Below are 25316 nucleotides of genomic sequence, written 5' to 3' on the forward strand. Positions count from 1 at the left end.
GGCGGGGTCAGCCATCCACGTCGAACTTGACGCCCTGCGCCAAAGGCAGGGCGTTGCCGTAATTGATCGTGTTCGTGGCCCGCCGCATATAGGCTTTCCATGAATCGGAGCCGGCCTCGCGCCCGCCCCCGGTTTCCTTCTCGCCGCCGAAGGCCCCGCCAATCTCGGCGCCGGAAGGCCCGATATTGACGTTGGCAATCCCGCAATCCGAGCCGGCAGCCGAGACAAAGAGTTCCGCTTCGCGCATGTCGCGGGTGAAGATCGACGAGGACAGGCCCGCCCCCACGGCATTGTTGAGTGCGATGGCTTCCTCGATCGTGTCATAGCGTGTCACATAAAGGATCGGCGCGAAGGTCTCGTGCAGCATCGGCCCGGCCTGACCGGCCATCTCCACCAGCGCGGGTTTCACATAGACGCCGCCGGCCACGCCCTCGGCCCTGCCACCGCCATGCACGGTGGCCCCGAGGGCCCGCGCCTCGGCCAGCGCCCTTTCCATGCCCTGGAAGGCCGCCTCGTCGATCAGCGGGCCGATCAGCGTGCCGGCAACCCGCGGATCCCCGATTTTCGCCGAAGCCCAGACCTTGATCAGCCGCGGCAGCAGCGCATCGGCGACGGAGCGATGCAGGAACAGGCGCCGCAAGGTGGTGCAGCGCTGGCCGGCCGTGCCCATCGCCGCGAAGGCAATGCCGCGCAACGCGAGATCGAGTTCGGCGCTCGGCGTGACAATGGCGGCATTGTTGCCGCCGAGTTCCAGCAGGGCCCGCGCGAAGCGCTCGGCCAGTTTCGGGCCGACCTTGCGGCCCATCGCCGTCGAGCCGGTCGCCGAGACCAGCGGCACCCGCGCATCCGAAACCAGGGCCTCGCCCACCGGGGCGGCGCCGATCACGATTTCCGACAGGCCGGCCGGAATCGTGCCGTTGCCCTCATCTTCGAACCGCTGTGCAGCCCGTTTGACGATTTCGCCGACAGCCAGTGCCGTGAGCGGGGTCTTTTCCGAGGGTTTCCAGATCACCGGATCGCCACAGACAAAGGCGAGCGCCGCGTTCCAGGCCCAGACCGCGACGGGGAAATTGAACGCGGTGATCACCCCGACCGGGCCCAGCGGGTGCCAGGTCTCCATCATCCGGTGGTTGGGCCGCTCGGTGGCAATGGTCAGACCGTAGAGCTGGCGCGACAGCCCGACGGCGAAATCGCAGATATCGATCATTTCCTGCACCTCGCCGAGGCCTTCGGAGGTGATCTTCCCCGCCTCGAGCGTGACGAGCAGGCCGAGCTGCGTCTTGGCCTTCCGCAATTCCTCGCCAATCAGCCGCACAAATTCACCGCGCTTCGGTGCCGGCACCTGCCGCCACGCGAGGAAGGCCTGGCTCGCCCGCCCGATCGCGGCGCGGACATCCTCGGCCGAATTCTCCGCGATCTCCGCGAGGGTGTCGCCATTGATCGGCGAACGGACCTTCAGGGTCCCGCCATGCAGCCGGGCTGCGGGAATGCCGAAACCCTCAAGCAGGATCTCCGCTTCCTGTTTCGGGGCGGAGACCATGGAAGCGAATTCCTGGGCCAGAAAATTGGACATGCGGGTTTTCCCTGAATGGCCGGTGCGGTTCGGCGCTTCCGGCAGATCGTGATTTGGCCCGACGCTAAACCAAGCCCTCCGGCAGGGGAATGCCTTCTTTCGCGGATTTTCGCACCGCAACGGGAGAATTCACTTTGAAACCCCGGCGAAACACGCGAAGAAACGGGGAATCATCCCTCCATCCCGATTGGCCCGGCCCAGCCGGGCGAAATGTCCCGGGCAGAAATTCCCATGACGGATACAGCCGATATCGTGATTGCCGGGGGTGCCGTGATCGGCTCCTCCATTGCCTGGCACCTCGCCACCCATCCCGGTTTCCGGGGCCGGATCCTCGTGGTCGAGCCCGACCCGACCTACCAGTTCTCGGCCTCGGCGCTTTCGGCCGGGTCTATCCGGCAGCAATTCTCGCAACCTGTGAACATTGCGATCTCGCTCTATGGCATCGATTTCCTGCGCGGGATCGGCGAGCGGCTCGCCGTGGAAGGCGAACGCCCCGAGATCGGCCTGCACGAGGGCGGTTATCTCTATCTCGGCACCGAGGAAACACGCCCGGTCTTCGAGGCCAACAATGTCGACCAGACCCGCCTTGGCGCCCGGATCGCCCTGCTCGACCCGGCGGCTTTGGCGGCGCGTTTTCCCTATCTCTCGACCGAAGATATCACCATTGGCTCGTTGGGCCTTGCTGGCGAGGGCTGGTTCGATGGCTACGGCCTGATGCAGGCCTTCCGCAAGGCGGCCCGCGCCGCCGGTGTTGAATACCGCAAGGCCCGCGTGGTCAGCCTTTTGCGTAAGGGCGAACGGATCGAAGGGGTGACACTCGATTCCGGTGAGGCCATCACCTGCGGCGCCTTTGTCAACGCGGCCGGCGCTTCCGGCGCGCGCTTCCTGTGCGAGCAGGCCGGATGTCCAGTACCGGTCTATGCCAAGAAGCGCTCGGTCTTCTCCTTCGCCGCAAAAGGCGAGTTTCCGGCCCATCCACTGGTCATCGATACGAGCGGTGTCTGGTGGCGGCCGGAAGGCACCGGATTCATCACCGGCTATTCGCCCGATGAGCCGGAGCCCATTGATTTCGCCCATGATTTCGAGGTGGATTGGCCGCTCTTCGAGGACGTGATCTGGCCGGCCTTGGCAACGCGCATCCCGGCTTTCGAGGCGATCCGGCCCGGCCGGGCCTGGGCTGGGCATTACGATATGAACCTGCTGGATCACAATGCCGTGGTTGGCCGGCTGGGTGACCTCGCCAATGCCTATCTCGCCTGCGGCTTTTCCGGCCACGGGCTCCAGCAATCGCCGGCGGTCGGGCGTGGTCTGGCGGAGCTGATCGTCGAGGGCGCCTATCGCAGCCTCGATCTCGGCGATCTCGGTTTTGCCCGTCTCACGGCGAATCGCCCGCTGCTCGAGCGCAACGTGATCTGATCCGGTTTTGTCCGAAGCCATCGGGTTTTTGCATGCATTGCATGCCGAAACTGCAAGGCTGACCGGGTCGACTTCGCCCCTTTCCTTCGCGAAGAGGCATGACGCGCTGCAAAAAACGCGCAATCATGCTGCGCGTCCCGGGGGAGTTGCTCATGCCGATCCGTCGTCTTCTCGTCGCCAATCGCAGCGAAATTGCGATCCGCGTGTTCCGGGCCGCCACCGAACTCGGCATCCGGACCATCGCCATCTATGCCGAGGAAGACAAACTCGCCCTGCACCGCTTCAAGGCGGACGAGGCCTATCTTGTCGGCCGTGGCCCGCATCTCGCGAAGCCTCTCGGCCCGCTGGAGGCCTATCTCTCCATCACCGAGGTGATCCGCGTGGCACGGGAATCCGGCGCCGACGCGATCCATCCCGGCTACGGGTTCCTGTCGGAAAGCCCCGAATTCGCCGAGGCCTGCGCCGAGGCGGGCATCATTTTCATCGGGCCATCGCCCGAGACCTTGCGCCAGCTCGGCAACAAGGTCGATGCGCGCAATCTCGCGCAATCGGTCGAGGTGCCGGTCATGCCGGCGACGCCGCCCCTGCCGGATGATCCGGCCGAGATCAAGCGGCTGGCGGCCGAGATCGGCTATCCCGTCATGCTCAAGGCCAGCTGGGGTGGCGGTGGCCGGGGCATGCGCCCGATCGAGAGCGAGGACGGTCTGCTCGATGCCGTCTTCACCGCCAAGCGCGAGGCGCGCGCAGCCTTCGGCAAGGACGAGGTCTATCTCGAGAAGCTCGTGCGCCGCGCCCGGCATGTCGAGGTCCAGATCCTCGGAGACCGGCACGGCAACCTCGTCCATCTCTTCGAGCGGGATTGCTCGATCCAGCGCCGGAATCAGAAGGTGATCGAACGCGCACCGGCGCCCTATCTCGACGAGGCCACGCGGCAGGCTCTCTGCGCGGCCGCCCTCCGGATTGGCCGGGCCACCGAATATGTCGCGGCAGGAACTGTCGAGTTCCTGCTCGATGCCGAGACGGGCAAATTCTACTTCATCGAGGTCAATCCGCGTATTCAGGTCGAGCATACCGTCACCGAGGTCGTGACCGGGCTCGACATCGTGAAGGCGCAGATCCGCATCCTCGAGGGTCATGCCATCGGCGCCCGTGATGCCGAAGGCACGCTCAAGACCGGCGTGCCCGATCAGGCCGGTATCCGGCTCGATGGCCATGCCCTGCAATGCCGGATCACCACCGAGAACCCGGAGAACAACTTCATTCCGGATTACGGTCGCATCACCGCCTATCGCGGGGCGATGGGCTTCGGCATCCGCATCGATGGCGGCACCGCCTATTCGGGCGCCATCGTCACCCGGTACTATGATCCGATGCTGGAAAAGGTCACCGCCTGGGCGCCGACACCGCGCGAGGCCGTGATGCGCATGGACAGAGCCCTCCGCGAATACCGGATCCGCGGCGTGGCGACCAATCTCACCTTCCTCGAAGCCGTGCTGGCGCATCCGAAGTTCCTTGCCAACGAATACACGACCCGTTTCATCGACGAGACGCCGGAACTCTTCCGCCAGGAGCGCCGCAAGGACCGGGCGACCAAGCTGCTGACCTATATCGCCGATGTCTCGGTCAACGGGCATCCCGAAACCCGCGATCGCCCGCGCCCGCCCGCCGATGCCCGCGTGCCGGTGCCGCCGACCTTCGCCGGCGAAGTCGTGTTCGGCACCCGCCAGAAGCTCGACCAGCTCGGCCCGCGCGGTTTCGCCGAATGGATCCGCGGCGAACGGCGCGTCCTGATCACCGACACGACGATGCGCGACGGTCACCAGTCGCTGCTGGCCACGCGGATGCGCACCTTCGACATTGCGGCCATCGCGCCCGCCTATGCAGGAGGCCTGCCGCAGCTTTTCAGTCTGGAATGCTGGGGCGGCGCCACTTTCGATGTGGCGATGCGCTTCCTGCAGGAAGATCCGTGGGAGCGGCTGCGAATGGTCCGCGAGCGCGTGCCGAACATCCTGACGCAGATGCTGCTGCGCGGCGCCAACGGTGTCGGCTACACGAACTACCCCGACAACGTGGTCCGTGATTTTGTCGACCGCGCCGCCGAGGCCGGCATGGACCTGTTCCGCATCTTCGACTGCCTCAACTGGGTCGAGAACATGCGTGTCTCGATCGATGCGGTGCTTAGGTCCGGCAAGCTGGCGGAGGGCGCGATCTGCTATACCGGCGATATCCTCGATCCGGCCCGGGCCAAATATCCGATCAAGTACTATGTCGATCTTGCCAAGCAGCTCGAGAAAGCGGGCTGCCACATTCTCGGGCTCAAGGACATGGCGGGCCTGCTCAAGCCCGCTGCGGCGCGCATCCTGATCAAGGCGCTCAAGGAAGAGGTCGGCCTGCCGATCCATTTCCACACGCATGACACATCCGGCATCGCTGCGGCGTCGATCCTCGCGGCGGTGGATGCCGGTGTCGATATCGTCGATTGTGCGATGGATGCGATGAGCGGCACGACGTCGCAGCCGTGCCTCGGCTCGATCGTCGAGGCGCTCGCCATGACAACGCGGGGCACCGGGCTCGACCCGGAGGCGATCCGCCAGATCAGCTTCTACTGGGAGGCCGTGCGCACCCAATATGCCGCCTTCGAGAGCGACCTGAAATGTGGCGCCTCGGAGGTCTACCTGCACGAGATGCCCGGCGGCCAGTTCACCAACCTGAAGGAACAGGCGCGCTCGCTGGGCCTCGAAACGCGCTGGCACGAGGTGGCCAAGGCCTATCGCGCGGCGAATGATCTTTTCGGCGATATCGTCAAGGTCACGCCCTCGTCGAAAGTCGTCGGTGATCTCGCGCTGATGATGGTCAGCCAGGGCCTGACCCCGGCCGATATCCTCGATCCGGCCCGGGAGGTCGCTTTCCCCGCCTCCGTGATCGAGATGCTGCGCGGTGATCTCGGCCAGCCGCCCGGAGGCTGGCCGCCCGCGCTCCAGAAGAAGGCGCTCAAGGCCGAAAAGCCGATCACTGTCCGGCCAGGCTCGCTGCTCGAACCCAAGGACCTTGATGCCGCCAAGGCCGAGGTCGAGGCGAAGATCGGCCGACCCGTCAATGATGACGAGCTGGCCTCCTACCTGATGTATCCCAAGGTCTTCGTGGATTTTGCCAATCTGCAGGAGCGCTATGGGCCGGTTTCGGTGCTGCCGACCGGGACCTATTTCTACGGCATGAAGCCGAATGACGATGCGACGATCGAGATCGAGCGGGGCAAGACCCTCGTGGTCAGGCTCCAGACGATCGGCGCCACGGATGACGAGGGGCAGGTCAAGGTCTTCTTCGAACTCAACGGCCAGCCGCGCATCATCAAGGTGCCGGACCGCTCCGCCGCCGCGAAGGTCACCGCCCGCCGCAAGGCTGAGGATGGCAACGTGAAGCATGTCTCCGCGCCGATGCCGGGTTCGGTCTCCTCGGTGGCAGTCGAGCCGGGGCAGAGCGTCAAGGCAGGTGATATCCTGCTCACGCTCGAGGCGATGAAAATGGAGACAGCGATCCATGCCGCCGCTGATGGAACGATCGCCGAGGTGCTGATCAAGCCACACGGCCAGGTGGATGCCAAGGACCTCCTGATTGTGATGGCCTGAACCTTTTTGCGATTGACAGCGCTGGCAAAAAACCGTCCCTCGGCAGGAAAGGGCGAAGACAACGCCCGGGGACGCTTGGGGATATCATGACGATGCGACAGGCGCCGGCAATCGCGGCGCGCGGGCTGGCGGCGGATCTCGCGGCCCGGGAGCAATCCGGCCAGCCGATCCGCGTCGGGGTGATCGGCTGTGGCGAGATGGGGACGGATCTCGTCACCCAGATCGCCCGGATGCAGGGCATGCGGATCGGAGCGATCGTCGATCGGTCTGGCCGGAACGCGCAGGAGGCGATCCGCATCGCCCGGCTTCCGGAAACCCTGGGCATTCCCGTCGATGGCCTGCCGGCGCTTGACCGTGCCATCGAGGCCGGGGGCATCGCGATTATCGACGATGCCCATACGATGCTGCGCAGCGGCCTGATCGATGTCGTCATCGATGCAACCGGCCGCCCGGCCGCCGGGGCGGAGCTGGGCCGGGCCACGATCCGCCAGGGCAAGCATCTGGTGATGATGAATGTCGAGGCCGATGTCACGATCGGCCCCCTTCTCAAGCGCGAGGCCGATCAGGCCGGCATCGTCTACACAATCGGCGCGGGGGATGAACCTACCGCGACGATGGAACTGATCAATTTCGCTACCGCCCTCGGCTATCCGGTCATTGCCGCCGGCAAGGGCAAGAACAACCCGTTCAACCCGGATGCGGTGCCGGATGATTACCGGGCCGAGGCCGAGCGGCGGAACATGAATCCCCGCATGCTGGTGGAGTTCATCGACGGCTCCAAGACGATGGTGGAAATGGCGGCCATCGCCAACGCTACCGGACTCACCGTCGACGTGCCGGGCATGCATGGGCCGGAAGCCACGCTCGCCATGCTCGAGAAGGTGCTGGTGCCCAAGGCCGATGGCGGCATCCTGACGCGCAAGGGCGTGGTGGACTACACGGTGGGCAAGGGTGTTGCACCCGGCGTCTTCATCGTCGTCGAGATGGACCATCCGCGCCTTTGCGAACGGATGCATGACCTCCGGATGGGCGGCGAGGGCCCCTACTACACCTTCTACCGGCCGCACCACCTGACCAGCCTCGAAGTGCCGCTCTCGGCCGCGCGGGCTGTGCTCTATGGCGAGGCGGAGATGTTTCCCCTGCCCACGCCCAGCGCCGAAGTCTGTGCCCGGGCCAAGCGGGCTTTGGCGCCGGGCGAGCAGCTCGATGCGATTGGCGAGACCTGCTACCGCTCCTTCACGCTGACCGTTGCCGATGCCCGTGCCGCCAGGGCCTGGCCGGTCGGCATGCTCCATGGCGGCACGGTGCTGGCGCCGATCGCCAAGGGCGAGCTGATCACGCGGGATAAGGTCAGCCTGCCCGCGGATTCCGTGCTTGTGCAGATGCGTTCCGAGATGGACGCCCTGATCTGGGGGGACGCATGATCTTCCTGCCGCCGGGGATCGATCTGGCGACGGCCCTGCTGCTGATCGGCGTCTCGTTCTTCACCTCCGCGCTCACGGCGGCGTTCGGCATTGGCGGCGGGGTGGCGATGCTGGGTGCGTTGGCCGGCACGGTCGCGCCGAATGTCGTGATTGCTGTCCATGGCGTGGTGCAGGTCGGCTCGAATCTCGGCCGGGCCATTCTCCAGCGCAAGCATGCCCATTGGCCGGCCATTGCCCGGTTCCTTGTCGGCGCCCTGATCGGCGTGGCGCTCGGCGCGTGGCTCTTCGTCAGCCTGCCCGAGCGCTTCCTGCTGGGCACGCTCGGGGTTTTCATTCTGGTGATGGTCTGGGTGCCGAAGCCGCAGATTCCGGGCCTTTCCTCGGCGGGTCTGGTGGTCGGCGGTGCCTTCGCCTCGATCCTGACGATGTTCGTCGGGGCGACGGGCTCCTTCGCGCAGGCGCTGCTGCTGCCGCTCAAGCTCGACCGCAAGGGCCTGATCGCCACCCATGCGGTGATGATGACGGCGCAGCACCTGCTCAAGGTGATCGCCTTCAGCCTGATCGGCGTGGCGCTCATGCCGTGGCTGCCCCTGATCGCGGCGATGATCGTCAGCGGCTTCATCGGCACGGTGATGGGCACGCGGCTGCTGGAAAAAATGCCGGAGCGCCTGTTTCAGACCATCCTGAAGGTCGTACTGACGCTGATCGCGCTGGATCTGCTCCGCCGGGCCGCCGGTTTGCGCATCCCCGGTTTCTGATCAGGCGCAGCGCGTCTTCTCGCAACGCCGCCAGGCTTCGACGGCCTTCTGCTTGGCCGCACGATCGAGGAAGCCCGTGAACCCTTCCGTTCCGACGAGATAAGACGGCGTCGCCTGGAAGCCGAGCGTCGAGCCAAGCTGCGACGCCGCGCGCATGGCGGCGGTCACGGCATCGGAATCGGCATCGTCGAGCAAGCGCTTCCGGTCGATTCCGAACGTGCCGGCGACATCCATTGCAATCTGGCCGTCGATCGTGCCACGGCGCCTGAACAGCGCCTCGTGGAAATCGAGATAGCGGTCCGCCTTCTGGCGCGAGAAGGCGAGGGCGACCCGCGTCGCGCTGATCGAGGGAATGCCGAGTACGGCATAATTGACCAGCACGACCGCAAGGTCCTTGTTCGCCTTGATCAGGGCGCGGGAATCGACCGATGTCCGGCGGCACCAGCCGCAATTATAGTCGAAGAATTCATACAGCCGGATTTCGGCATTGCGCGGGCCCAGCGTGACGGCCCCCTGCAGGCGCTCGAGATTCGCGATCAACTCGACCGGAACGGGGTAGAATTCCGGTTCGTTCGCCTGTGCGATCGCCATGGCTGGCATACCGGCAAGCCCGGCCAGGATGAGTCGACGGGAGATCATGCTCTGCTCCTCTGGGCCGGGCTCAGCCCTCGGCTTCGGCCTTCATGTCGTCGGCCCTTGGCATTTTCATGATCGAATAGCCGGAATCGACATAATGGATCTCGCCTGTCACCCCGCCCGACAGCGACGAGAGCAGGTAGAGCGCCGAGCCGCCCAGCTCCTCGAGCGTGATCGGCCGCCGCAGCGGCGAATGCTTCGTCTGGTAGGAGAAGGTGAATCGGGCATCGGTGATGCCGGCGCCCGCCAGCGTCCGGACCGGGCCCGCCGAGATCGCATTGACGCGGATATTGTCCCGACCGAGATCGGCGGCGAGATAGCGCACCGAGCTTTCCAGCGCCGCTTTTGCCACGCCCATCACGTTGTAATTGGGCGAGACGCGATTCGCGCCGCCATAGGTCAGCGTCAGCAAGGTGCCGCCTTCCGGCGGCATCATGGCCGCCGCCCGCCGGGCGATCTCGGTGAAGGAGAAGCAGGAAATCACCATCGTCCGTACGAAATTCTCGCGCGTCGTGTCGGCATAGCGGCCTTTCAGCTCGTTCTTGTCCGAGAAACCGATGGCATGGACGACGAAATCAAGCCCGCCCCATTCCGCTTTGAGCGTGTCGAACACCGCATCGACCGAGGCAATGTCCTCGACATCGCAAGGCAGCACGAGGCTCGAGCCAAGACTTTCCGCCAGCGGCTTCACCCGCTTGCCAAGCGCTTCGCCCTGATAGGTGAAGGCCAGGCTGGCGCCGTGTTCGGCGAGCGTGCGGGCAATGCCCCAGGCAATCGAATTCTGGTTGGCGACCCCCATGATGAGGCCGCGCTTTCCTGCCATCAGCGACGTCATGCGCGCCCGGCTCCTTGTTCTTGACGAGGATCAGAGATGTTTCTGCACCGCGGCATAGGTCTCCTTCGACCCGGCCAGCGGCACGATTTCGAACCGGGCGAGATCGCCCCATGCGAGAACCCATTCCTGCAGCTTGGTCACATCGTCGGTTTCCATGACCTGGAAGCAGCGCGAGAAATCCGCAGAGATCCAGCTGCTGACATAGGAAAGGCCATCCGGGATCATCCGTCCCTTCTCGTGGAAGCGGGCATAGATTTCCCTTACCCGGGCCTGGTCGAAATGCTCGATCACCATGAACAGCATCGGCGTCTCCCCTGCTGGCCGAGGCGGACGGGCCTCACGCCTCCGGATGTTTCAGGATGATGGTCGCGTTCGTGCCGCCGAACCCGAAGGAATTCGACATCACGTGGCCCAGCTTGGCATTGTCGATCCGCTTCCGGACGATGTTCATGTCAGCCATGTCCGGGTCGAGTTCGGTAATATGCGCGCTCTCGCAGACGAAGCCGTTCCGCATCATGAGAACCGAATAGATCGCTTCCTGCACGCCTGTCGCGCCGAGGCTGTGCCCGGTCAGCGACTTGGTCGAGGAAATCGGAATCGACTGGGCCTTCGCGCCGAAGACCGTGCGGACTGCCTCGATTTCCTTGATGTCGCCGACCGGGGTCGAGGTGCCATGCGGGTTGATATAGTCGATCGGCGCCTTGAGATCGCCAAGCGCCAGGCGCATGCAGCGCACAGCGCCCTCGCCAGATGGGGCAACCATGTCATAGCCGTCCGAGGTCGCGCCGTAGCCGACAATCTCGGCGAGGATCCGTGCCCCGCGGGCCTTGGCCACCTCGTATTCCTCAAGCACCAGCACGCCCGCACCGCCGGCAATGACGAACCCGTCGCGGTTCTTGTCATAGGCGCGCGAGGCCGTGGAATCGTTGTAGGTCGAGGACATCGCGCCCATCGCGTCGAACAGGACCGAGAGCGACCAGTCGAGTTCCTCGCAGCCGCCCGCGAAGACACGGTCCTGTTTGCCCCACTGGATCATCTCGTAGGCATTGCCGATGCAATGGTTCGAGGTCGCGCAGGCGGAGGAGATCGAATAATTCACGCCCTTGATCTTGAACCAGGTCGCCAAAGTGGCGGAGGCTGTAGAGGACATTGCCTTCGGCACGGCGAACGGGCCGACGCGCTTCGAATTGCCGCTTTCACGCGCCTTGTCGATCGCTTCCATCAGGGTCCGCGTCGACGGCCCGCCCGACCCCATAATGATGCCTGTGCGCTCGTTCGAGACTTCTTTCTCCTCAAGCCCGGCATCGCGGATCGCCTGTTCCATCGCGACCTGGTTCCAGGCGGTGCCGCCGCCATGGAAGCGCATCGCGCGGCGGTCGAGGATGGTCGAGGGATCAAGCGTCGGCTTGCCATAGACCTGGCTGCGGAATCCATGCTCGGTGAATTCGGCGGCCGGCGTGATGCCCGACTTCGCCTCGTGCAGCGAGGCGAGGACTTCTTGCGTATTGTTGCCGATGGACGAAACGATGCCCATGCCCGTGACGACAACGCGTCTCATTCTGCTCACTCCGTCTTTCGCCATCGGGGCCGCTATCCGTGTGCCGCCCCGGTTCAAGTGGCCTGTCTGGTGCCGTTCCGCAAGAGGCGGTCAGGTCGGCTGGAATAGCCCGACCCGCATGTCGGTCGTCGTGTAGATGCGCTTGCCATCGGCTTCAAGCCAGCCATCGGCGATGCCGAGAACCAGCTTGCCCTTGAAGACCCGCTTCACGTCGACACCATAGACGACCTTCTTCACGCTCGGCAGGACCTGGTCGGCGAATTTCACTTCGCCGACGCCCAAAGCGCGGCCCCGGCCCGGCAGGCCGAGCCAGCCGAGGAAAAATCCGGTCAGCTGCCAGAGTGCGTCGAGGCCGAGGCAGCCCGGCATGACCGGATCACCCTTGAAATGGCACGGGAAGAACCAGAGATCAGGCCGGACATCGAGTTCGGCACGGATCTCGCCCTTGCCATAGGCGCCGCCGGTCTCCGAGATCAGGGCAATCCGGTCGAACATCAGCATGGGCGGCGCCGGAAGCTGGGCATTGCCCATGCCGAACAACTCGCCACGCCCGCATGCCAGAAGCTCTTCGTAGGAAAAGCTGGATTGCCGTTCGCCAGTCTCGTTGCTCATTGTCGCCCTTCGATGCGTCCCGGCCATGCGAGGCCTTTGACGTCATAAATCGGTCAAATCCGTTCCCGTCTAGTCCAAATCCGTGCCGCACTGAATCGATTTTTGATGTTCGCTGCATTTTTGCCCCGAAGGCGCGCAGGAATACGGGTTCGTTAGGCCTTTGGGGCAGGATGAACCGGACGACCTTGTTTCGACGGGGTTAAAGCGATAGGTAGGAGTGGCAATCAGATGGAGCGACCTGTGGCGCGGATGGTCAATGTGATCCGGGGTCTGGACGGCGCAAGGGCGGCGTCAGAGGCGGCACGCCTGCCGGCGAGCCTTGCCGGATGCCCTGTCCATGACCTGAAGGAGCGCCTGCGCGATGCGGGCCTGCGCCCGACGCGCCAGCGCGTGGCGCTTGGCTGGCTGCTCTTCGGCCGCGGCGATCGGCATCTCGCGGCAGAAACCCTGTTCGAAGAGGCCCAGCGCGCCCGCGTGCCGGTTTCCCTCGCCACAGTCTACAACACGCTGAACCAGTTCACCCAGGCCGGGTTGCTGCGCGAGATCGCGGTGGATGGCGGCCGGACCTATTTCGACACCAACACCTCCGACCACCATCATTTCTTCGTCGAGGGCGGTGATACGCTGGTGGATATTCCCGGCCACGATCTCGCGGTCAACAACTTGCCGGAACCGCCGGAAGGCATGGAAATCGCCCGCGTGGAAGTCGTTGTCCGGCTGCGACGCAAGGCCTCCTGATTGCTTTCAGGGCATCCTGACCGTCACTTGATGGTTTCGTCCGGATAGACACCCCAGACGGCATCCTTCCGCACATAGCCCGAATAGCTTTCGACGCCGACCTTGCACCAGTCCCGCGAGCAGTTCTGCACATTCGCGATCACGCCCGGCTGCAGCCGCGCGACCACAGCGCTGGTCTCGCGGTCGTCACGATAGAGGTTCTGCTCGGCCGAGCTCTTGCCCGCCCGGATGATCACCGTGCGGCGGTTGGACAGCCGGCCGAAATACACCCAGCCATCCGTGCTTTCGGAATCCCGCACGCGGCGCCAGTGATCGTGCTCGCCGATCACTTCCACCGGCAGGCCCTCGCGCTTGAAAACCCATTTGATCCGGTGGTCCTTGCTCGGCCCCTCCCGCATCGGGGTATCGGACGGCTTCAGGCTGACAAAGCGCGGGATCGGCAGCTTGGTCACCGAGCCTGTCGTCGCGGGATCCTCGGCCTGCACCGGCGCGGCGGCGAAAGCGAGCGCGGCAATTCCGAGGCTGAAGGCAAGCCGGACCGATCCTGACCCCATATGACGCATCATCCCGTTCCTCATTCTGCGCCTGCTTCGCCCGCCAATACGGCAAGTCCGGGGCATGCGCCGCCTGTCACCCTTCGTTTTTTGTCGACGCGCGTTAACGTCCCGTTTATTGCACGCTAATCAGATCGAAACGGCAGCGTGCCCCATGGGCCGCCACTGGACGGGAGCGCTCATGAACCGGGAGAAACCGCTTGTCATCCTGACCCGCCGATTGCCCGAGGGCATCGAAACGCGGATGGCCGAGCTGTTTGATCTCGTCCGGAATGAAACCGACGAGCCGATGTCGCGCGAGGCGCTCGTGGCGGCTGTCCGGCGGGCGAAGGTCCTCGTGCCGACCATCACCGACCGGATCGATGCCGAGCTGCTTGCCGAGGCAGGGCCCCAGCTGAAGCTGATCGCCAATTTCGGCAACGGCACCGACAATATCGATGTCGCTGCAGCCATGAAGCGGCACATCACTGTTACCAATACGCCCGGCGTCCTCACCGAGGACATGGCCGATTTCACGATGGCGCTGATCGTGGCGGTTGCGCGCCGCTTTGTCGAGGGCGTGCGCGTCATTCCCGGCGGGCAATGGCATGGCTGGTCGCCTGGCTGGATGCTCGGCCATCGCATCCATGGCAAGCGGCTGGGCATCATCGGCATGGGCCGCATCGGCCTTGCGGTGGCCCGGCGCGCCCGCGCCTTCGGGCTGCAGGTGCATTACCACAACCGCCGCCCGGCCGCGAAACGCGTCGAGGAGGAGTTGCAGGCCACCTATTGGGACTCGCTCGACCGCATGCTCGCGCGGATGGACATTGTCACTGTCCATTGTCCGCACACGCCGGCAAGCTTTCACCTGCTTTCCGGCCGCCGCCTGCGCCTGCTCAAGCCGGATGCGATTCTCGTGAACACGGCGCGCGGCGAGATCGTCGATACCGAGGCGCTGACGGACATGCTCGAGCAGGACCTGCTCGCCGGCGCCGCGCTGGATGTCTACGAGAGCGAGCCCGCTGTTTCGGCGCGGCTGATCCGGCTCGCAGAACTGGGCAAGGTCGCGCTGATGCCGCATATGGGGTCGTCCACGGTCGAAAGCCGGAACGAGATGGGCGAGAAGGTCATCATCAATATCAAGACCTTCATCGACGGCCATACCCCGCCGGATCGCGTGCTGGCCCTGCCGGGCTGATCAGCCTGCGGATTCGGGCCGGTCGAACTGGCCATGCGGCCGGAACGAATAGAGATAGGTCGGGACAATCGCCTCGAAGGATGCCGGGCTGATGCCGAGACCGGCCAGCGTGCGGCCCTCGGCTTCCGCCACCGAGCTGACGACATTGTCGGTCTCGAGCATCGTCACCTGATCGACCGTCAGCATCTTGCCGGGCAGCGCTTCCAGCACGCTGGCCTGCAGCCGCGCCAGCGGGAACGGCACCGGCAGAAGCAGGCGGCGGCGATGCGTCACGGTGAGGATGTATTCGAGCAGCGCCTTGAAGCTGCGGATATCCGGCCCGCCCAGTTCGTAGGTCGTGCCGGCACGGGCGCTGCCATCCAGCGCCTTCGCCGCCGCCAGGGCCACATCGCCCACAAAGACGGGCTGGAACCGCGTCTCTCCGCCGCCGATCAGCGGCAGGAACGGCAGGAACTGCGCCATCCGCGCAAAGCGGTTGAAGAACTGGTCCTCCGGACCGAACACGATCGAGGGCCGCAGGATCACGGCCTCCGGGATGGCAGCCCGGACGAAGGCCTCGCCCTGCGCCTTGGTGCGCGCATAGGCCGCGGCCGAATCAGCATCGGCGCCAATGGCGGACAGCTGGACGAACCGGGCGATGCCGGCTTTCGCCGCCTCTTCCGCCACGGCTCGCGCACCCTGCGCCTGCACGGCATTGAAACTCTGCCGGCCGCTCTCCGCGAGGATGCCGACAAGGTTCACCGCCGCATCCGCGCCCTGCAAAGCCCGCGCAACCGAATCACGGTAGCGCAGGTTGGCCTGCACGGCATGGATCTGCCCGACGGCGCCCAGCGGCTGGAGATGGCCGGCAAGGTCCGGCCGGCGCACAGCAACGCGGATCCTCCAGCCCTCGCGGGCCAGCGCCCGGACCAGATGCCGGCCGACAAAGCCGGAACCACCGAAAATCGTGACGAGCCGCGAACCGTGCGTCATGGATGCCAACCTCATTCTCCCGGGTGCTCCGCTGCTCTAGTCCTTTCGTCGTCGTCGATCAATCACAACGACCTTATCAAGAAGAACAGAGCCGGTTGACAATCGCCGCGCGGGCCGGCATTGAGGCGCCGTTGCCCAGGTGGCGGAATTGGTAGACGCGCTGGTTTCAGGTACCAGTGGTGAAAGCCGTGGAGGTTCGAGTCCTCTCCTGGGCACCAAATTGACTTTCGGCACCAACCGCAAGTACCCAAAAACCGGCCCGAAAGGCCGGTTTTTTGCTGTTTGGGGTTCGCTTTGCTTCACCGGCCGCCATCGCCAATTGTTGATTGCCGCGCGCCTTGTTGGCCTCGGCTTGAGGCGACATGCAATGTGCCTGCATTCTTTCGGGGCATCGCGTCTCCCGACGGGTCATTCATCAAGAGACCTGCTCTCTTTTTTGCGTGGCCCGGTATTCGGACGGCGCAAAACCGGTTTGCTTCTTGAAGGCAAGGTTGAATGTTGATCTTGAATTGAAGCCAACATCCTCACCAATCTCGATGATGCTCTTGCTCGTCCCGATGAGCAATTCACAAGCCTCTTTGACCCGCCAGGAATTTATATAGTCATAAAAATTGGAATTCAGTTCCATATTGAGCGTTTGACTGATATAATTTTCTGGTATTATTGTAATATCTGACAAATTTCTCAACGTGATGTTGTGATTCCGATAGAGTTTTTCGTCGCTCATGGATCGATCAAGTTTTTGTCTGATCCGCTGAATTCGTTCTTTGTCGAGACCCGATCGACTATATTTGGTCGCACCACTTTGCCGATCGTCCAATTGATCAGCGGAGTCCTGAGGATCGAATTCCTTGGCCGGTCGTGGCGTGAAAATGGCCGGCTGCCAGAGCACCATCAACGAAAACACGTAGACCCATGCTGCCTCGATCCCCGCCTCGAGGTCATTCGAGAACCCGAGCGCTCCGATCAATGTGTCGTCGAGCAGAATAACAACATTGATGACCCAGATCACGGTCAGGGCCCCGATCATCCATTCGAACCAGGTCAGGCTCCGCCCCTGCAACGATGAGAAATAGTCGAAACGGCTGCGTCGATACCGGGCCAGCAACCGTACGATGCGGATCACGTACCAGCTTGTCGCAACAATGAAGAGCGCGATCAACGTGAGGCTGAGCGACGCATAGATGATGACGGCACCCTGCGAGAATGCGGGGCTTCCTTGCTCGATGGAACCATTGCTCGCGAAGATCATGAGCAGGAGAACGGTTGGAATCGAGATGAAGAACGGGAGCAGGTGCCGCCAGTCCTTCCGCTGCAATTGCACGATGCTCGGGCTGACCAGCGCGCGGGCATAGAAGAAGACAGCAGGGCCCAGCAGCATGACGAACGGAAAGGCTATGTTGCCAATGACGATCGGCGGTAGCCCCGGCCAGAAATAGCCAAGGAAAACCGGGATGCTCGTCTGGAGGTTGGCCCCGAAAAAGACGGCCATGGCCAGCGAGTGGTCTTTCCGGTCTTCCCTTCGCACCAGCAGCAGCACAACGACGAAGATCTGGTGGAGAATGAGTGCGCCAATGAAGATCTGACCGATCAGCGTGTTCTGCGGAGGCATCGGTTCTCGTCTCGTATGGTCCGGCGGCAGGCTCCTAGCACAGTCCCGGTCCTTTGGGTCAATCGAACACCGGCATTCCATCGGGCTCGCATGTCCGAGCGGGCCGGCTCGGACATGATGGGTGTCCGAACAAACGCGTTCGGTCGAGATTTCCACGGAAGCGATGCAGGTGGCGGGCAGCGTCCTCCTCGGAGCCGGGTCGCCATTCAGGCCACCCGAACACATGTTAGGAATGATTGATGACCACCCAAGCCAAAGCTGTTGCCGCTGCGCTTCTCGGCGCGTGTTGCGCAGGCTCTCCCGTTTTCCAGATGCCGGCCCATGCCGCGGATCCCGTGACCGCAAGCCGGCGTGTCGATCCGGCCATGGCTGCCAACCCCACGCGCGCAACCGACTGGTCCGGGGCCTATCTCGGCATTCATGGTGGTCTGATCGGTCGGGGGTTCAAGAGCTCGGGTGCGACCCCGAATATCCCCGCACTCAATTTTTCTGGCAAGAACAACACACAATCGCTCTCCGGTGCCACCTTCGGAATCCAGGCTGGCTACAACTTTCAGTCCGGCAATGTCGTCTACGGTGTCGAAGCAGAAAGCAGCCTTGGCACGACCGACCGGAAGAAGTCGACGACCCATCTGTCCGCCGAGCAGAATGCCCGGCATGCGGTCAAGGTCCGGGCGGGCTATGCCTTCGGCTCGACGCTTGTCTATGCAATGACGGGCGTGGCAATCGCCCAGACCCGGCTGCATAGCCCGGCAGTGGGCCTGACACCGCGGGGCCGCAAGGACCTCACGCGCGCCGGGTTTCTGGTTGGCGTCGGCATCGAGCAGAAACTGACCCGGGCGATTTCTCTCAAGGGCGAGGTCGATTACGCCGCCTTCGGCGAGTCCCGCGTGACGCTCCCCGGCGGAGCGACCAAGGTCCGTTCGGGCAACCTGACGGCAAAGGTCGGCCTCAACTACCATTTCTGAAGCGTGCCGATTCCGCATATCCGCGAGATTGAAGCACCAAGGTTGCCCCATGAACTCTGCCAACAACGAAGTCGAGCCATCTCTTGCTGTATTTGACGGGTTCCCGGATCAAGACAGAAACGAGATCGCCCGGATGTACTGGGCTGCATTCGGCCCAAAGTTGGGTGTTGCCATCGGCCCGCCCGACAAGGCGATTGCCCTGCTGTCAGAGCTGCTCAACCCCGCTTCATCGATTGTCGCACGCGGAAGGGATGGAGAACTGCTTGGCGTCGCTGGCTACAAGACGCCGATGGGGGCATTCTTCAGCATCGATTTCAAGGTCCTGAGGCGGCATTTTGGATTTGTCGGGGCTGTCTGGCGCGGGGCGATTCTTTCCCTTCTGATGCGGAAGCCCCAGGCTGGCACGCTGCTGATGGACGGAATCTTTGTGACAGAGCGCGCGAGAGGGCAAGGCGTGGGCACCTTCCTCCTGAACGCGATCAAACAAAAAGCCAGGGCCCACGGATGTTCGTCGGTGCGTCTCGATGTCATCGATACGAACCCGCGGGCCCGGCAACTGTACGAACGCGAGGGCTTTCGCGCCGTCGCCGTTCGAAAGCTTGGGCCATTCCGCCACATCTTCGGGTTTGGAAGCGCGACGACGATGATCGCCAGGAGTGACCAGGGATCGTGACCTCCCGCTGAGACCTGCAAACCCCTTACGCCATCAGGATTCGGTCAATCGTCCGGTGCGTGGCCGCGCGCGAAGCTGCCGGTGCGGGAACAGAAACACGACATTCAGCCTCCGTGATCCCGGTTCTCCGAAACTGGCGCGGAATCGTTGCGTGTGCCTGGCAAAAGACGGATGCCAATCAGCATGAGCCAGGCCGTCAGGCCGAGGAACCCGGCGATGGTGAAGAGGGAAAACAGATCTCCATCTCGGCCGAGTGCGATCGCAAGCCCTTCGGTCGTGCCGATCGCAATCGCCGAAGCGGTGAGAAACCCCGTGCCGCCGGACAGGCGTCGTTGCTGCCGCCACTGGATCGTCGACAGAGCCAGAACAAAGAAGACGAGCAGCCATTGGCCCAGATGCTCGCCGATTGCGACACCGCCATAGGCATTCAGGGTTGCAAAGGTGGATTCGGCGCTGGCCCGCGCCGACGCATCACCACCCTGATGGTTTCGTGCAAGGCCGGGCACCACGAAGACCCACCGCCAAAGCCCCATGGCCTGGGCTATTCCGGACAATGCGCCCGTGATGGCCGCGAGAAACGCAAGGCGCTCGGACGAGGCCCTGTTCTCGGCTGTCAAGGCGAGCGCGACCGTCAGCGGCGTCAACAACAGGGCAGCCCAGGCGAAGGCGTGCCAGGTCAGGACCAGGGATGCTCCGCCGTCAGCAAAGCGGGCCAGGACCTCGCCCGCCGGACGCCGAAGGATGTCGGGATAGTCGAAGACCGTCGCGAGATGCGCATACGGCAGGTTGAAGCCGATGGCCAGGGCAATGGTGGAAAGGCCGAGAATGCGCGCTTTGTGAGTCACGATGAGTCCCTCATGTCATGAATGTCAGGCCAGCCAGATGTGACGGCGGCAAATGTCTCTGTTCGGTGACATCTGTAAGTCACCGACTGGTGATACGTCAAGTCACCAATCGGTGATGTGACTGCAGGCCTGATTGCCGTTTCGGTTGAGCTCGAATATCACTGGTTGGTGACGTGAGGGGGACAACAACATTGACCGAGCGGAACCCAGGCGAAGACACCGGGCGTAGCCGCGATCGGCGGGCGACAGAGGCGCGGATCCTCGAGGCGGCTCAGGCCATCTTGCTCGCTGCCGGGCCGGGCGGCTTTGGCGTCAATGTGGTCGCGCGAGAGGCAGGTGTCGATAAGCAGCTGATCTATCGCTATTTTGGCGGTCTGGATGGGCTGCTGGAAGCGCTTGGTATCCGACTGGCGCAATGGTGGCAGGAGAAGCTCCTCGAGACGTTGCCGGAACAGCCCGCGACGAGCTATGCCGACCTCATCGAACGACTTGCCCTGCGATTGCTTCACATCATGCGAACGGAACCGCTTGCGCAGCAATCCCTGCTCTGGGAACTCACCGGTTCCGAAAACTTTGCAAGATCCCTCTCGGCATCCCGTACACGCATGCTGGGCGATTGGATGGCACGCATGCGGGGCAATCTTGTGCCACCCGCTGGCATCGATGCGTCCGCTGTGAACGCGCTTCTGATCGCCGCCAGCAGCCAGATCGTCCTTGCCGGCCGAAACACGGACACCGTCATCGGACTGCCCGCTCATGTCCCGTCGACATGGGATCGCATCGAGAGATCCTTGGTCCAGCTCGTTCGAAGCATTTATCGGGAAGTCTAGCTTCGCAACGTGCTGTGCTGTGAGTTCACGGCGCGGTATCGAAGAAGCTACGGACATCCTTCGCCATTTCGGAACGGCTCGCAGTGCGCAGATAGGACACGTGCCCGCCATATAGGTGCGGTTGCGATCCCCCTGTCAGCAGCGTTGTTCCTTGAGCCTAACGGAGCACGGGAACGCAGGCGATACCGCGCCGATCGTTTGTGCATGTCCGCTTCAGGGCATTGCCTCGTTGAATCTGAGCGACCGCCATGGCGGCGCGAAGCGGCCGTGATCCTCTGCCACAACCGGATGAAAAGCCGGGGTCACGGCAGCACAAGGCGGCCAGTGAAGAACCAGCCCGGAGAGCCACGTGATGAATCATCGTATGGCTGGCTTTCGAAGACCCTTGTTCTCGGCGAAGACGGATTGCACGATGCGGCAACAGGAAAGGCCATGGCCCTGCCGCCCGGCGGGGGTCCGATCACTGGCCTTCGCGCCGAGGAAACCTATGAACACCCAGCCGGATGCCCGCTCCCTCCCCGCCGAGGCCATGGCGCATGCCATCCGCTTCCTCGCGGTCGATGCCATTCTCGCGGCGGGCGAGGGGCATCAGGGCGTACCGCTCGGCATGGCCGAGATCGCGACGGTACTTTATGCCCGGCATCTGCGTTTCGACCCCGCCAACCCGCTCTGGCCGGACCGCGACCGCGTGGTCCTGTCGAACGGCCATGGCTCGATGCTGCTTTACGCATTGCTCCATCTCTCGGGCTACCACCACATCTCGCTGGACGCGGTAAAGCGCTTCCGCGAGCTCGGCTCGCCCTGTGCCGGCCATCCGGAATATGACCCGCCGGCCGGGATCGAGACGACGACCGGCCCGCTCGGCCAGGGCATTGCCAATGCCCTCGGCATGGCGATCGCCGAGGCCCATCTTCGCGCCAGTTTCGGCGAGGATCTCGTCAACCACCGGACCTGGGCCTTTGTCGGCGACGGCTGCCTGCAGGAAGGCGTGGGGCAGGAGGTGATCCAGCTGGCCGGCCATCTCCGGCTCGGTCATCTCACCTTCTTCTGGGATGACAACGCCATCACCGATGACGGGGCGACCACGCTCTCGATTTCCGAGAATGTGGCGGAGCGCTTCCGCGTGGCCGGTTGGCACGTCGTGGAGATCGACGGCCACGACATGGCAGCGATCGACGCCGCCATTGCGGCAGCCAAGGCTGACCCCCGCCCCTCGATGATCGCTTGCCGCACGGTGATTGCCCGCGGCGTGCCGCGGCTGGAGGGCCAGCGTGGCGGGCATTCCGGCAAGCTTTTCCCCGAGGATCGCGCCGCCATGGCTGCCCGGTTCGGCTGGACCGGCGGCAGCTTCGACATTCCCGCCCCGGTCGCTTCGGCCTGGCGCGCAACCGGGCTTCGTGGCGCCGAGGCATCCCGCCTGTGGCAGGCCCGGCTTGATGCCGCCCCTGCGGCGCTGCGGGAGGAATTCACCCGCCGCGTCGAGGGTCGGTTGCAATCGGGCTGGCGCGATGCGCTGCACCGGCTCAAGGCCGAGTCAGCCGCAGCCGGTCAGCCGGAATTCTCGATCGCTGCTTCCGGCACCATCGCCGGCGCGCTCTATGAAATCCTGCCCGAGATGATGACAGGCTGCGCCGATCTCGAGGCGCCGACCAACCACAAACGCCAGCTCGCCGCCTTCACGGCGGAGCATCCGGCCGGACGATACATCCATTGCGGCGTGCGGGAACATGCGATGGGCGCGCTGGCCAATGGAATGGCGGCACATGGCGGCTTCATCCCGGTGGCGGTCACTTATCTGCCCTTCTCGGATTACGAGCGGCCGGCCATGCGGATGGCGGCGCTGATGGGCCTGCCGGTCCGTTTCGTCTTCAGCCATGATTCCATCGGCATCGGCAAGAACGGGCCGACCCACCAGCCGGTCGAGATTATCGCCTCGCTGCGGGCCATGCCGAACATGCTGGTCCTCCGCCCCTGCGATGCGGTCGAGGCGGCGGAGGCGTGGGAAATCGCCCTGGAACACCGCACTGGCCCGGTCTCGCTTGTCTTCGCCCGGCAGAGCCTGCCGCAGCTGCGGCGGGATGGCGGCGCCGAGAACCGCTCGGCACGCGGGGCCTATATCCTGGCCGAGGCGGAAGCTGGCCCGCGCCGCGTCACCCTGCTCTCGACCGGCTCGGAAGTGCAGATCGCGCTGGCGGCCCGGGCCATCCTCGAGGCGGAAGGCATCGGCACCGCTGCGATATCCATGCCCTGCTGGAGCCTGTTCGAGGCGCAGGACCGCGCGTACCGGCAGGCGGTGCTCGGCCCCGGCACTGTGCGCGTCGCCGTCGAGGCGGCCGTGAAATTCGGCTGGGAACGCTGGATCGGCGAGGAGGGCGGCTTTGTCGGCATGACGGGCTTCGGCGCCTCAGGCCCGGCGGATGAACTCTATCGCCATTTCGGGATCACGGCCGAGGCCGTGGCCAAGGAGGCGCGGGAACGCCTCGCCTAGCGGGCGTCCTCGCGCGGCTGCTCCATCACTGCGGCGAGGTAGCGTTCGCGCAAGGCCCGCACCACCGGTCCCGGCTGGCCGCCGCCGACCTGCCGGCCGTCGACCTGCACCACCGGCATCGCAATGGTCGAGGCGCTGGTGAAGAAAGCCTCGCGTGCTGTCGCGATCTCTTCGACCGAGAAGGGTCGCTCGACAAGCCGCAGCCCAATCGCCTTGGCTACGTCGATGATGGCCATCCGGGTGATTCCGGGCAGCACAGCCTGTGACAGGGGTCGGGTGATGATCTCGTCATTCTCGGTCACGAGGAAGGCCGTCGAGGAGGCGCCCTCCGTGACGAAGCCATCTTCCACCATCCAGGCCTCGGCCACGCCGGCGGCCTTGGCCTCCTGCTTGGCCAGCACCTGCGCGAGCAGGGCAGTGGACTTGATGTCCCGCCGGGCCCAGCGGAGATCCGGCACGGTGATGATCGCCGCGCCTCGCGTCAGGTTGGGATTGTCCCGGACAGGCTTGACCTGCGTGAACATCACCACAGTCGGTGGAATATCCGGCGGGCAGGTGAACTCGCGTTCGTAGACGCCCCGTGTCACCTCGATATAGATCAGCCCCTCTTCCAGCGCGTTGTCGCGCATCAATTGGCGCTGGATCGCCGTCCATTCCGCGAGGGAATAGGGGTTGCGGATGCCGATCCCGGCAAGGGAGCGGTCCAGCCGGAGGAGATGCGGGTCGTTGTCGATCAGCCGCCCCTCCAGCACAGCAGTTACCTCGTAGATGCCGTCACCGAACAGGAAGCCGCGATCCATGATCGGGATCCGGGCTTCCTCGAAGGGCAGGAACGCCCCGTTGACATAGACGATGCGGGGAGCATGCAGGCGGGTCATGGCAGGTCCTTCGGGCAGACGGGAATGGTGGGGCAGGCAGTCCGGAATGCGGTGCCGGTCATGGTGACGGCCCCGGCCTGGGGCGTGCGGCAACGAGATTTGGCCGAGACCGTGTCTGGGCCGGGCCCGCCCGCTTCCGGCTCAGCAGGCTCCAGAGCCGGGCCACGGCGGCATTCGGGTTTGCCCGGTCCCGGAAGGCCATCACCGAGAGCGGCATCGACCAGCGCGCCCCGCCGATCGGCACCAGCGAATCTGCCGGGCCGGCGGCCACGGTGCTTTCCGTCAACCAGGCAATACCATGCCCGGCAATCGCCATGTCCCGGAGCACATCAGCCATGTCGTTCTCGATAACGCGGTGCCCGTTGGGAAGGCCGCCGGCATTCTCGATGATCAGATCAACCAGGCGCGAGAAATAGACCCCGCTCGAATACATCAGCAGCGGTAAAGGCGTCTGTTTCTCGCCCGGCAGGGCATAACCCTCGCGGCGCAGCAAGGCCGGGCTGATGAAGGGGCGCAGGAAGTCGGTCTCGATCTCGATGGCATCGACCCGTTCCGGTTCGGGATGGATCGGCTGCTGCGCGGCATGGAAGCAGATCATCAACTCGGTCGCGCCCGAGAGAAGCCCGATTCCGAGATCATGCACATTGCCAACGGTCAGCGCGGCGGTGAGCCGGAGATCGCGGCCCCATTCCGACCACCAGGCCGGGAACCGCGCCGTGGCCAGCGCGAAAGGCAGCCCGATCCGGAGATGGTCCGGCCGCTGGTCCGGCATACCCTGCAGGTCGGCCCGGGCATCGAGGATCTCGGCCAGCAGCCGGCTCGCCATGACGCGGAACTGCTCGCCCTCGCGGGTGAGTTGCGTCGGCAGGATCGAGCGGTCGATGAGCGGCACGCCGAACCAGGATTCAAGCTGCTGGATCCGCCGGCTGAAGGCCGCCTGCGACGTGTTCCGCAAGGCGGCCGCCCGGGTGAAGTTCCCGGTTTCCGCGACCGCCAGAAAATCCTGAAGCCACCGGATCTCCATCCGTGTTGTCTCCACGTTCGACCGGGCGGGACCGGCCCTGTCCTGTGCTCTCTATCGTAGGGGCGCGGGCCTCGCCATGGCCAATGCAAATTTTGCATCGACAACGGAGCCGTCATCGC

At 64.4% G+C, this 25316-nt stretch carries 22 protein-coding genes and 1 tRNA gene; 11 read left to right on the forward strand and 12 right to left on the reverse strand.

Features of this window, described 5'->3' with window-relative positions; genetic code table 11:
• Positions 1 to 7 precede the first annotated feature (7 nt).
• A complete protein-coding gene (gene amaB / locus P0652_RS13145) occupies positions 8 to 1540 on the reverse strand; it encodes an L-piperidine-6-carboxylate dehydrogenase (RefSeq protein ID WP_284179546.1) in 1533 nt (510 codons plus the stop codon).
• A gap of 264 nt (positions 1541 to 1804) precedes the next feature.
• On the opposite strand from amaB, the gene P0652_RS13150 reads away from it, so the two are divergent.
• The 4 genes from P0652_RS13150 to P0652_RS13165 all read left to right on the forward strand — a co-directional run bounded on the left by P0652_RS13150 (position 1805) and on the right by P0652_RS13165 (position 8797).
• Complete coding sequence (locus tag P0652_RS13150; RefSeq protein ID WP_284179286.1) at positions 1805 to 2989, forward strand: NAD(P)/FAD-dependent oxidoreductase; 1185 nt, start codon at positions 1805 to 1807, stop codon at positions 2987 to 2989.
• A gap of 152 nt (positions 2990 to 3141) precedes the next feature.
• Positions 3142 to 6615, forward strand: coding sequence for a pyruvate carboxylase (gene pyc / locus P0652_RS13155; RefSeq protein ID WP_284179287.1), 3474 nt, complete (start codon positions 3142 to 3144; stop codon positions 6613 to 6615).
• 92 nt (positions 6616 to 6707) lie between these two features.
• Positions 6708 to 8039 (forward strand): NAD(P)H-dependent oxidoreductase, encoded by a 1332-nt coding sequence (locus tag P0652_RS13160; RefSeq protein ID WP_284179547.1) that lies wholly within the window; start codon positions 6708 to 6710, stop codon positions 8037 to 8039.
• Positions 8036 to 8797, forward strand: a complete 762-nt coding sequence (locus tag P0652_RS13165) for a sulfite exporter TauE/SafE family protein (RefSeq protein ID WP_284179288.1) — start codon at positions 8036 to 8038, stop codon at positions 8795 to 8797. The genes P0652_RS13160 and P0652_RS13165 overlap by 4 nt, the downstream gene beginning before the upstream one ends.
• Here the strand turns inward: P0652_RS13165 and P0652_RS13170 are convergent, their stop codons facing one another.
• The 5 genes from P0652_RS13170 to fabA form a co-directional block, all read right to left on the reverse strand.
• Positions 8798 to 9436 (reverse strand): DsbA family protein, encoded by a 639-nt coding sequence (locus P0652_RS13170; protein WP_284179289.1) that lies wholly within the window; start codon positions 9434 to 9436, stop codon positions 8798 to 8800. It abuts the gene before it with no gap.
• Between the two features lie 22 nt (positions 9437 to 9458).
• The gene (gene fabI, locus P0652_RS13175) at positions 9459 to 10268 is read right to left on the reverse strand and encodes an enoyl-ACP reductase FabI (protein WP_284179290.1); all 810 of its coding nucleotides are present in this window, start codon (positions 10266 to 10268) and stop codon (positions 9459 to 9461) included.
• A gap of 30 nt (positions 10269 to 10298) precedes the next feature.
• The gene (locus P0652_RS13180) at positions 10299 to 10571 is read right to left on the reverse strand and encodes a DUF3303 domain-containing protein (RefSeq protein WP_284179291.1); all 273 of its coding nucleotides are present in this window, start codon (positions 10569 to 10571) and stop codon (positions 10299 to 10301) included.
• 34 nt (positions 10572 to 10605) lie between these two features.
• On the reverse strand, positions 10606 to 11826 hold the full coding sequence (fabB, locus tag P0652_RS13185) for a beta-ketoacyl-ACP synthase I (RefSeq protein ID WP_284179292.1): 1221 nt from the start codon (positions 11824 to 11826) through the stop codon (positions 10606 to 10608).
• A 90-nt stretch (positions 11827 to 11916) separates the two neighbouring features.
• Positions 11917 to 12438 carry a 3-hydroxyacyl-[acyl-carrier-protein] dehydratase FabA gene (gene fabA / locus P0652_RS13190; protein WP_284179293.1) on the reverse strand — a complete coding sequence of 174 codons (522 nt, stop codon included), beginning with the start codon at positions 12436 to 12438 and terminating at the stop codon, positions 11917 to 11919.
• Between the two features lie 228 nt (positions 12439 to 12666).
• Between fabA and irrA the strand changes: the two genes are divergently transcribed.
• Positions 12667 to 13176, forward strand: a complete 510-nt coding sequence (gene irrA, locus P0652_RS13195; protein ID WP_284179294.1) for an iron response transcriptional regulator IrrA — start codon at positions 12667 to 12669, stop codon at positions 13174 to 13176.
• A gap of 23 nt (positions 13177 to 13199) precedes the next feature.
• Here irrA and P0652_RS13200 read toward each other — a convergent pair whose 3' ends face one another.
• Positions 13200 to 13742 carry an SH3 domain-containing protein gene (locus P0652_RS13200; protein ID WP_284179295.1) on the reverse strand — a complete coding sequence of 181 codons (543 nt, stop codon included), beginning with the start codon at positions 13740 to 13742 and terminating at the stop codon, positions 13200 to 13202.
• A 169-nt stretch (positions 13743 to 13911) separates the two neighbouring features.
• On the opposite strand from P0652_RS13200, the gene P0652_RS13205 reads away from it, so the two are divergent.
• A complete protein-coding gene (locus P0652_RS13205) occupies positions 13912 to 14907 on the forward strand; it encodes a 2-hydroxyacid dehydrogenase (protein ID WP_284179296.1) in 996 nt (331 codons plus the stop codon).
• Here the strand turns inward: P0652_RS13205 and P0652_RS13210 are convergent, their stop codons facing one another.
• Complete coding sequence (locus P0652_RS13210) at positions 14908 to 15879, reverse strand: complex I NDUFA9 subunit family protein (protein ID WP_284179297.1); 972 nt, start codon at positions 15877 to 15879, stop codon at positions 14908 to 14910. It abuts the gene before it with no gap.
• Positions 15880 to 16012: 133 nt separating this feature from the next.
• On the opposite strand from P0652_RS13210, the gene P0652_RS13215 reads away from it, so the two are divergent.
• Positions 16013 to 16097 (forward strand) — tRNA-Leu (locus P0652_RS13215).
• Positions 16098 to 16294: 197 nt separating this feature from the next.
• Here the strand turns inward: P0652_RS13215 and P0652_RS13220 are convergent.
• Positions 16295 to 17491 (reverse strand): helix-turn-helix domain-containing protein, encoded by a 1197-nt coding sequence (locus P0652_RS13220; protein WP_284179298.1) that lies wholly within the window; start codon positions 17489 to 17491, stop codon positions 16295 to 16297.
• A 239-nt stretch (positions 17492 to 17730) separates the two neighbouring features.
• Between P0652_RS13220 and P0652_RS13225 the strand changes: the two genes are divergently transcribed.
• Positions 17731 to 18459 carry an outer membrane protein gene (locus tag P0652_RS13225; protein WP_284179299.1) on the forward strand — a complete coding sequence of 243 codons (729 nt, stop codon included), beginning with the start codon at positions 17731 to 17733 and terminating at the stop codon, positions 18457 to 18459.
• Between the two features lie 49 nt (positions 18460 to 18508).
• Positions 18509 to 19132 carry a GNAT family N-acetyltransferase gene (locus P0652_RS13230; RefSeq protein ID WP_284179300.1) on the forward strand — a complete coding sequence of 208 codons (624 nt, stop codon included), beginning with the start codon at positions 18509 to 18511 and terminating at the stop codon, positions 19130 to 19132.
• A gap of 104 nt (positions 19133 to 19236) precedes the next feature.
• Here the strand turns inward: P0652_RS13230 and P0652_RS13235 are convergent, their stop codons facing one another.
• Complete coding sequence (locus P0652_RS13235; protein WP_284179301.1) at positions 19237 to 19977, reverse strand: DUF4386 family protein; 741 nt, start codon at positions 19975 to 19977, stop codon at positions 19237 to 19239.
• Positions 19978 to 20168: 191 nt separating this feature from the next.
• On the opposite strand from P0652_RS13235, the gene P0652_RS13240 reads away from it, so the two are divergent.
• Both P0652_RS13240 and tkt read left to right on the forward strand, forming a co-directional pair.
• Positions 20169 to 20807, forward strand: a complete 639-nt coding sequence (locus P0652_RS13240) for a TetR/AcrR family transcriptional regulator (RefSeq protein ID WP_284179302.1) — start codon at positions 20169 to 20171, stop codon at positions 20805 to 20807.
• Between the two features lie 487 nt (positions 20808 to 21294).
• The gene (tkt, locus tag P0652_RS13245) at positions 21295 to 23295 is read left to right on the forward strand and encodes a transketolase (protein WP_284179303.1); all 2001 of its coding nucleotides are present in this window, start codon (positions 21295 to 21297) and stop codon (positions 23293 to 23295) included.
• On the opposite strand, the gene P0652_RS13250 is transcribed toward tkt, so the two are convergent.
• Both P0652_RS13250 and P0652_RS13255 read right to left on the reverse strand, forming a co-directional pair.
• Positions 23292 to 24173 carry a D-amino-acid transaminase gene (locus tag P0652_RS13250; protein ID WP_284179304.1) on the reverse strand — a complete coding sequence of 294 codons (882 nt, stop codon included), beginning with the start codon at positions 24171 to 24173 and terminating at the stop codon, positions 23292 to 23294. The two genes, tkt and P0652_RS13250, sit on opposite strands and share 4 nt — an antisense overlap.
• Before the next feature lie 58 nt (positions 24174 to 24231).
• On the reverse strand, positions 24232 to 25197 hold the full coding sequence (locus tag P0652_RS13255; RefSeq protein ID WP_284179305.1) for a LysR family transcriptional regulator: 966 nt from the start codon (positions 25195 to 25197) through the stop codon (positions 24232 to 24234).
• Between the last annotated feature and the right edge of the window lie 119 nt (positions 25198 to 25316).

The sequence above is a fragment of the Rhabdaerophilum sp. SD176 genome (genome assembly GCF_030143245.1).
GTDB lineage: Bacteria > Pseudomonadota > Alphaproteobacteria > Rhizobiales > Beijerinckiaceae > Rhabdaerophilum.

Bases quoted from the DNA above. Each gene is read 5' to 3' on its own strand.
- amaB (WP_284179546.1), bottom strand. From the start codon at position 1,540: ATGGTCTCCGCCCCGAAACAGGAAGCGGAGATCCTGCTTGAGGGTTTC.
- P0652_RS13150 (WP_284179286.1), top strand. From the start codon at position 1,805: ATGACGGATACAGCCGATATCGTGATTGCCGGGGGTGCCGTGATCGGC.
- pyc (WP_284179287.1), top strand. From the start codon at position 3,142: ATGCCGATCCGTCGTCTTCTCGTCGCCAATCGCAGCGAAATTGCGATC.
- P0652_RS13160 (WP_284179547.1), top strand. From the start codon at position 6,708: ATGCGACAGGCGCCGGCAATCGCGGCGCGCGGGCTGGCGGCGGATCTC.
- P0652_RS13165 (WP_284179288.1), top strand. From the start codon at position 8,036: ATGATCTTCCTGCCGCCGGGGATCGATCTGGCGACGGCCCTGCTGCTG.
- P0652_RS13170 (WP_284179289.1), bottom strand. From the start codon at position 9,436: ATGATCTCCCGTCGACTCATCCTGGCCGGGCTTGCCGGTATGCCAGCC.
- fabI (WP_284179290.1), bottom strand. From the start codon at position 10,268: ATGACGTCGCTGATGGCAGGAAAGCGCGGCCTCATCATGGGGGTCGCC.
- P0652_RS13180 (WP_284179291.1), bottom strand. From the start codon at position 10,571: ATGCTGTTCATGGTGATCGAGCATTTCGACCAGGCCCGGGTAAGGGAA.
- fabB (WP_284179292.1), bottom strand. From the start codon at position 11,826: ATGAGACGCGTTGTCGTCACGGGCATGGGCATCGTTTCGTCCATCGGC.
- fabA (WP_284179293.1), bottom strand. From the start codon at position 12,438: ATGAGCAACGAGACTGGCGAACGGCAATCCAGCTTTTCCTACGAAGAG.
- irrA (WP_284179294.1), top strand. From the start codon at position 12,667: ATGGAGCGACCTGTGGCGCGGATGGTCAATGTGATCCGGGGTCTGGAC.
- P0652_RS13200 (WP_284179295.1), bottom strand. From the start codon at position 13,742: ATGATGCGTCATATGGGGTCAGGATCGGTCCGGCTTGCCTTCAGCCTC.
- P0652_RS13205 (WP_284179296.1), top strand. From the start codon at position 13,912: ATGAACCGGGAGAAACCGCTTGTCATCCTGACCCGCCGATTGCCCGAG.
- P0652_RS13210 (WP_284179297.1), bottom strand. From the start codon at position 15,879: ATGACGCACGGTTCGCGGCTCGTCACGATTTTCGGTGGTTCCGGCTTT.
- P0652_RS13220 (WP_284179298.1), bottom strand. From the start codon at position 17,491: ATGCCTCCGCAGAACACGCTGATCGGTCAGATCTTCATTGGCGCACTC.
- P0652_RS13225 (WP_284179299.1), top strand. From the start codon at position 17,731: ATGACCACCCAAGCCAAAGCTGTTGCCGCTGCGCTTCTCGGCGCGTGT.
- P0652_RS13230 (WP_284179300.1), top strand. From the start codon at position 18,509: ATGAACTCTGCCAACAACGAAGTCGAGCCATCTCTTGCTGTATTTGAC.
- tkt (WP_284179303.1), top strand. From the start codon at position 21,295: ATGAACACCCAGCCGGATGCCCGCTCCCTCCCCGCCGAGGCCATGGCG.
- P0652_RS13250 (WP_284179304.1), bottom strand. From the start codon at position 24,173: ATGACCCGCCTGCATGCTCCCCGCATCGTCTATGTCAACGGGGCGTTC.
- P0652_RS13255 (WP_284179305.1), bottom strand. From the start codon at position 25,197: ATGGAGATCCGGTGGCTTCAGGATTTTCTGGCGGTCGCGGAAACCGGG.